This window comes from Enterococcus durans NBRC 100479 = LMG 10746 (assembly GCF_001544215.1).
Classification (GTDB): Bacteria; Bacillota; Bacilli; order Lactobacillales; family Enterococcaceae; genus Enterococcus_B; species Enterococcus_B durans.
Map to the genome: position 1 here is coordinate 1 of NZ_BCQB01000085.1, position 6,376 is coordinate 6,376.

General features: G+C 31.5%; 10 protein-coding genes and 1 pseudogene. 10 read left to right on the plus strand and 1 reads right to left on the minus strand.

All coding sequences use genetic code 11. From position 1 onward, the window contains the following. Nucleotides 1–140 precede the first annotated feature (140 nt). From ED2_RS13915 to ED2_RS13965, 10 genes are all read left to right on the plus strand, one after another. Complete coding sequence (locus tag ED2_RS13915; protein WP_060789906.1) at nt 141–359, plus strand: leucocin A/sakacin P family class II bacteriocin; 219 nt, start codon at nt 141–143, stop codon at nt 357–359. Beyond that, nucleotides 359–709, plus strand: coding sequence for a bacteriocin immunity protein (locus ED2_RS13920; protein ID WP_002296756.1), 351 nt, complete (start codon nt 359–361; stop codon nt 707–709). The genes ED2_RS13915 and ED2_RS13920 overlap by 1 nt, the downstream gene beginning before the upstream one ends. A 67-nt stretch (nt 710–776) precedes the next feature. Further along, entirely contained in the window at nt 777–1,022 is a 246-nt protein-coding gene (locus tag ED2_RS13925; RefSeq protein ID WP_174520047.1) for a hypothetical protein, read from the plus strand. A 97-nt stretch (nt 1,023–1,119) separates the two neighbouring features. Then, entirely contained in the window at nt 1,120–1,341 is a 222-nt protein-coding gene (locus tag ED2_RS13930; RefSeq protein WP_002311006.1) for a hypothetical protein, read from the plus strand. Nucleotides 1,342–1,730: 389 nt separating this feature from the next. Next, nucleotides 1,731–2,411: an IS6 family transposase gene (locus tag ED2_RS13940; RefSeq protein ID WP_060789903.1), complete on the plus strand. Its 681-nt coding sequence runs from the start codon at nt 1,731–1,733 to the stop codon at nt 2,409–2,411. A gap of 349 nt (nt 2,412–2,760) precedes the next feature. Next, nucleotides 2,761–2,943, plus strand: coding sequence for a leucocin A/sakacin P family class II bacteriocin (locus ED2_RS13945; RefSeq protein WP_016177652.1), 183 nt, complete (start codon nt 2,761–2,763; stop codon nt 2,941–2,943). Next, entirely contained in the window at nt 2,933–3,244 is a 312-nt protein-coding gene (locus ED2_RS13950) for a hypothetical protein (protein WP_016177651.1), read from the plus strand. The genes ED2_RS13945 and ED2_RS13950 overlap by 11 nt, the downstream gene beginning before the upstream one ends. A gap of 159 nt (nt 3,245–3,403) precedes the next feature. Further along, entirely contained in the window at nt 3,404–4,312 is a 909-nt protein-coding gene (locus ED2_RS13955; protein WP_060789904.1) for an IS982-like element ISEfm1 family transposase, read from the plus strand. 69 nt (nt 4,313–4,381) lie between these two features. Then, nucleotides 4,382–4,684: an ATP-binding cassette domain-containing protein gene (locus tag ED2_RS13960; RefSeq protein WP_025481392.1), complete on the plus strand. Its 303-nt coding sequence runs from the start codon at nt 4,382–4,384 to the stop codon at nt 4,682–4,684. Nucleotides 4,685–4,743: 59 nt separating this feature from the next. Beyond that, nucleotides 4,744–5,040, plus strand: coding sequence for a bacteriocin immunity protein (locus ED2_RS13965; protein ID WP_060789905.1), 297 nt, complete (start codon nt 4,744–4,746; stop codon nt 5,038–5,040). 58 nt (nt 5,041–5,098) lie between these two features. Here ED2_RS13965 and ED2_RS13970 read toward each other — a convergent pair. Next, nucleotides 5,099–6,268 (minus strand): annotated as a pseudogene (locus ED2_RS13970) (IS256 family transposase). Between the last annotated feature and the right edge of the window lie 108 nt (nt 6,269–6,376).

Here is a 6,376-nt window from a genome sequence, read left to right on the forward strand (position 1 = left end):
ATTATATAAACGATTATGAATTCAAAGCTACTTTTTATGACGTCAATCATTGTTATATAATAAAATGTTATATAGTAAAATTACTAATGATATTTAATATTACAAGCAATCTTAAGAAATTCGAAAAGGAAAAAATGATTATGAAAAAGAAAGTATTGAAACATTGTGTTATTCTAGGAATATTAGGAACTTGTCTAGCTGGCATTGGTACAGGAATAGACGTTGACGCAGCTACTTACTATGGAAATGGTCTTTATTGTAACAAAGAAAAATGTTGGGTAAATTGGGGACAATCATGGTCAGAAGGGTTAAAACGTTGTGGAGATAATCTTTTTGTTAGTTTTAGTGGAGGACGATAATGACTTCAATAAACATTGATCACACAAAAAAAGTCATACATGAATTATACAATAGTTTAATGACACGACCTAATCAGACGAAAGCATTATTAGATATTACTGATGTTTTATTTCAGGTATATAAAAAAATTGATACAGCAAAATATCCTGAAATTCTTGTAAATAAATTAGTTAATTATATTTACATCGTGGGTTTTGATAATAAAATACGCTTTATTGATAATGATGAAAAATTATTAATAGAATTAGGGGATATTTCTAAAAAAGCTGGAATTAATAGTAAATACAAAGCAAACTTTACAGATAAATCGCAATTTTATAGTTATTCAGAAACAATGCCTCAACGATAAAATATAGTATACTAGCACCACGGGTAAATATTATAGATTATTACTTTTGACAGCTGAAGCAGGATGGATGGATTTTCCAGAAGTTGTAAAAGAAGTTCAAGAGATAGGTGCAACTATTTCTGATAGCCGCTCCTCTCCTATGAACTATCAGGATGTCCATGGAATTAAAATAATTGATCAAGAGAGAAATGTCAGAAAATACACAACAATAAATGAGTGTGTAATTAATGAAAATCTTTGTAGGGCACCGATAACGAAACACATTAAGAATAGAAGCAAAGCAAAAGACGGAAGAACTTTTACTACCTTCTAAGTTTTTTTCATATTTGTTTGCTATACTTAGATCTAAGGAATTAGACTTTCGCTGCCCATTATTTAAGTTTGAGGTAGCGTCTTGCGAGGGATCAATAATGGAAGAAGAAAAAATATTTGAAAAACGCTGGGAATTGGCTTCAGTTGAACAAAGAGCAAGGTACCATAATCTAATGTCCTCTTACCGTAATATTGATTGGACTTACAAAGAAAAGAAGTACTTGCTTTGGTTATGTCAGTTAGATGTAAATACCTTTGAAACATTTGAAGTGATTCTAGATAAGATTAAAAACAGCAATGAAAAAAGAGCTGATCTATAATGGTTCGCTCTTTTTATTTTATTAACTCTTTGGTTACTATATGTAAAATACAGCTTCATATTACAATAAATTTCAGGATACAAATTTATTTAAGCATATATAAATATAATTGAAATGGGACATAAATATATGAGTATGAGAAAGGTGATTACATGTTTAATAAATGGGCAAACCACCCAATGAACTCGAGAGGTAGAGATAATTTGAAGGAGACGGACAAGTTCTGGGAAGAAGTATATAGTAAAAACAAAAATCTTAGGTTTCCTGAAGGAAAACTTTTATATAGAGTTCATACAGGTGGATATAAAAAACCTGTGGTTCTGTTGCAAAGTTTTCCAAAAAATCTATTTTAGTGTAAAATTGAGAAAAAAGACAGAGAGGACAGAGTAATGAATCATTTTAAAGGCAAACAATTCAAAAAAGACATCATTATTGTCGCTGTTGGTTACTACCTGCGTTACAATCTAAGCTATCGTGAAGTTCAGGAATTGTTATATGATCGTGGAATAAATGTTTGTCATACTACGATTTATCGTTGGGTACAAGAGTACAGCAAAGTCCTCTATTATCTTTGGAAGAAGAAAAATAGACAATCCTTCTATTCATGGAAAATGGACGAAACCTATATCAAAATTAAGGGACGTGGGCATTATCTTTATCGTGCAATTGATGCGGACGGCTTAACCTTAGATATCTGGTTACTAAAGAAACGGGATACGCAAGCAGCCTATGCTTTCTTAAAACGACTCCATAAACAGTTTGGTGAGCCGAAAGCAATTGTGACCGATAACGCACCTTCTCTTGGCTCCGCCTTTAGAAAGTTACAGAGTGTGGGTTTATATACTAAGACAGAGCACCGAACTGTGAAGTATCTTAACAATTTAATAGAACAAGACCATCGACCTATTAAACGACGAAGTAAATTTTATCAAAGTCTCCGTACAGCCTCTTCCACGATTAAGGGCATGGAGACCATTCGAGGAATATATAAAAAGAACCGAAGAAATGGAACGCTCTTCGGCTTTTCGGTGTCTACTGAAATCAAGGTATTAATGGGAATAACAGCCTAAGATATTTGGAGTTCAGAGAGGGCGCGTTTGATTTTCAAACTTCGCAACAGAACCTGTTTGTACATGTTTTATTGTGTTTTAATTTTTCTCTTTTTTATAGCAAGCTCCTTTTATAATAAATATTCCGAAAAGTGAAGACCATTTTTTATTTATTAAGACTATTATTATTAGTGAGATAAAATTTGATTGATCTTACAGAATATTGGTGACGATTATGACACTAAAGATACTATTTATGAAAATTTTGCAAAAAAGTTCTGAAAATTACATATAATTGTTTTATAAAAAAGGGAGGCAATTATATGAAGAAAAAATTTGTTAGTATTTTTTGATTTTAGGAATTGTTTTATTGAGTGTATCTACTTTAGGAATTACAGTAGATGCTGCAACTTATTATGGAAATGGTGTTTATTGTAATACTCAAAAATGTTGGGTAGATTGGAGTAGAGCTCGCTCTGAGACTGTTGATAGAGGAGTAAAAGCTTACGTTAATGGTTTTACGAAAGTGCTAGGTGGAGTCGGTGGAAGATAAAAAAGAAAAACTTTTTGACTTAATTGCGAATGCATATAATTCAAAGTCATATAATAATGTAGGAGTAAAAGAAGGATTTCTTCAAGATGCTAAGAAAATACGAGAGGATAAACCATATCCTGAAATTATTATATCAGTGTACAAACATTTATCTAAATTAAAAGCTGAGGAACGCATAAATATCAATGAAATTAAGTGCTTAATGGAATTTATCAAAGAAGATTACACAAAATTGAGTGCTAAAGAGTTGAGAAAATATGATATTGGTTATGGTGCCATGTCTATGCCTTATATTTTTTAATTAAAAATGAATAGTATTATCTGAGTTAACGCAAAAGAAGCTAATTTAACCCGTGGTGCTAGTTAATTTTTTCCTAGAGGAAAATGTCTAAACATGTTGGTAAATCAACAAAAAAACGCATATAGTAGTCTCAAAACTCCCAAGAAATGAGGACTACATATGCGTTCATCAAAATATACTGAACATTATACAGATACTTTTATAACATTCAAGGAAATTATGAGAACTGTTTCTAACATATACCACAATTGTGTACCAGATAAGATTAAAAACCGAAGAAATACTGATCAACTGAAGCAACGCGATACAGTGATTATTGCTTGTGTTATATGGGACATAATTAATGGCTATACTAGCCAAAGAGCCACGTATAGAGCGGTTTGTTCCGTCTTATTTCCTAATGGTGACTTTCCTAGTAGGAGTCGATTCACTCGCTTAAGTTCAAACTTAGCTTACACTATCAAGATTATTCGATACTTTTTCATCAAGAAGCTCACCAAAGGTGAACTAGTCGGAATTATAGATAGTTTTCCTAGTCCATTGTGTAAACCAGTTAGAAATAGACAAGCAAAACTATTGAATCAAATAGCCAAAGTTGGCTATAACTCAACAAAAAAATCTTATTTTTATGGTCTTAAAATTCATATGATCGTTACTAAGACTGGCTTTCCGATTACTTACTCAATCACGAATCCAGGTGTCCATGACGTGAAAGTGTTAGAGACTTTATCGGAAGAAGCGAATCTTCCCAATATCCTAGGGGACAAAGGATATATTAGCCATAAAATCCATGAAAAGCTTGCCCTTAAGGGCATTACTATATCCGTTCCGCCACGTAAAAACATGGATAAATCAGAAAAACTAGACCACAGCTTACTTGGAAAACAAAGAAAAACAGTTGAGACTGTTTTTTCTTCCTTAGAAAAATTAGGTTGTCAAAATTTCAACTCACGTTCTGTTAAAGGGCTAGAGAGTAGATTTGAAAGCATATTACTGGCTTACAGTGTTCTATTAAGTCGAGCACAACGACGTTTTGAAGGAACTTTGAGATATTCTTTAGGATATTAAAATTAACTAGCACCACGGGTAGTTTTAGGTTTAGAAAGTGTCCCTAATGAAAAAGAATTTGATAAAGTATTGAAAGATACTTGTTTGTGGAGTTTTATTAATGAGCTTCCTCTGGGTCTTGATACGTATCTAGAAGAAAATAGAACGAATTTATCAGGTGGTCAAAAGCAAAGAATAGCTCTAGCAAGAGTTTTATTATCAGAAAGTAAAGTTTTATTGTTAGATGAAGCTACGAGTGCTCAAGATTCTAAAACTGAAATGCGAATTTTTGATAAGTTATTAACATACTCTAATAAGACATTAATAATGATATCCCATAACCTTAACTTAATAAACAAGTGCGATTTGATAATTGATTTAGATAAAAAGTGACTTCGAGAAATTATAATAAAATTATTTAAAAGTAAATTAAAATTAAGGAGGATTAATAAATGAGTAATTTAAAATGGTTTTCTGGCGGAGATGATCGAAGCAAAAGAGCAGAAATAATTATTACTGAATTATTAGATGATTTAGAGACAGATTTAGGAAATGATTCCCTTCGAATGATATTGCACACCTACCTTGGAAATCTGAAAAATGAAGGAACTTCAGTACCTTTAATTTTAATTCGTATGAATTTAGAAATATCAAATGCAATAAAAAAAGACGGTGTATCTTTAAATGCAAAGCAATCAAAAAAATTAAAAGAATTGATGTCTATATCTAATATAAGATATGGTTATTAGTAATTTCGGTTGCGTCAAGAATTATGTGTAAATGGAAAAAAACATTCTGTCGGTTAAGTTAAAACATTGATTCTAATGTATCTTGTATTTCTTTAAAACCTTTATGAATCCGACACAAAAACTTCTGATTATAGTTGTTGAATTGAGAAACTAAGAATCTCTCCAGAGATTCTTCATTAGGAAATTGTTCTTTTCTTTTTGTATATTTTTTTAATTGTTTGTTAAAACCTTCAATCAAGTTAGTTGAATAAATGGTTCTTCTGATTGATGGAGGAAAATTATAAAAGGTTAATATAGCAGGATTCATGAGTAATTTAACTACTCGTGGATACTGCTTTTTCCATTTATCTATCATAAAACTTATTTGATTCATAGCTTCTTCTTTTGAAGCTGCTTGATAAACCAATTTAAAATCATTACAGACTTCTTGTCGGTCACTAACACGAACCTTATGAGCAATGTTTCTAGAGATATGGACACAACATTGTTGAAATTGAGCATTTGGATAAATACTATGGATACTATCGTTAATGCCGCTTAAACCATCAGTTACAACTAATAAAACCTCTTCTAAACCACGGTCTTTTAAGTCTTGAAGTATTTCTTTCCAAACATACGAAGACCCAGTTGGAGCAATACTAAACCCAAGAACCTCTTTGGTCCCATCTAGTCGGATACCTATGACAATATATACAGCTTCTTTTGAGACAGTTTGTCTTTTTAAAGGAATGTGAGTAGCATCCATAAAAATGATTGAGTATTGGGATTCTAAGGACCTTTCTTTAAAAGCAACAACATCTTCAGATACTATTTGAGTGATATTGGAAATGGTTTGTGGCGTATAGTAATGACCATACATTTTTTCAATCAACTAAGAGATTTCAGACATAGTGATTCCTTTTTGAAATAATTGGATAATGGTGGTTTCTAAAGAGTCGTTACTTCTTTTATAAGCAGGCAACGTTTGTTGAGAAAACTCTCCGTTTCTATCTCTAGGAATTGCCAAATTTAATTCTCTATACTCTGTTTTAAATGAACGAGAATAATTCCCATTTCGGGAATTACCTGAATTAAAACCAGTGCAATCATATTTCTCATAATCAAGAAAAGCCGTTAATTCAGCTTGTAGCAGTGTATTGATAGCTAATTCTAGATGACGACGGAATAAGTCATCCAAATCACCTTTATTGATTAGTGTTTCCATAATTTCTGTAGTAAAATTAGTCATGAGAAAGTCCTCCTATAAAATTTCGGTTGTGGTAACTTTAATTTTACAGAATGGACTTTCTTTTTATCTACCTAAAATTTCTATTTACACAAAATATTTTACGCTATC

Excerpts from the sequence above, each read along its gene's own strand:
- ED2_RS13965 (WP_060789905.1), top strand. The coding sequence starts at position 4,744 with ATGAGTAATTTAAAATGGTTTTCTGGCGGAGATGATCGAAGCAAAAGA.
- ED2_RS13930 (WP_002311006.1), top strand. The coding sequence starts at position 1,120 with ATGGAAGAAGAAAAAATATTTGAAAAACGCTGGGAATTGGCTTCAGTT.
- ED2_RS13920 (WP_002296756.1), top strand. The coding sequence starts at position 359 with ATGACTTCAATAAACATTGATCACACAAAAAAAGTCATACATGAATTA.
- ED2_RS13925 (WP_174520047.1), top strand. The coding sequence starts at position 777 with ATGGATTTTCCAGAAGTTGTAAAAGAAGTTCAAGAGATAGGTGCAACT.
- ED2_RS13955 (WP_060789904.1), top strand. The coding sequence starts at position 3,404 with ATGCGTTCATCAAAATATACTGAACATTATACAGATACTTTTATAACA.
- ED2_RS13915 (WP_060789906.1), top strand. The coding sequence starts at position 141 with ATGAAAAAGAAAGTATTGAAACATTGTGTTATTCTAGGAATATTAGGA.
- ED2_RS13940 (WP_060789903.1), top strand. The coding sequence starts at position 1,731 with ATGAATCATTTTAAAGGCAAACAATTCAAAAAAGACATCATTATTGTC.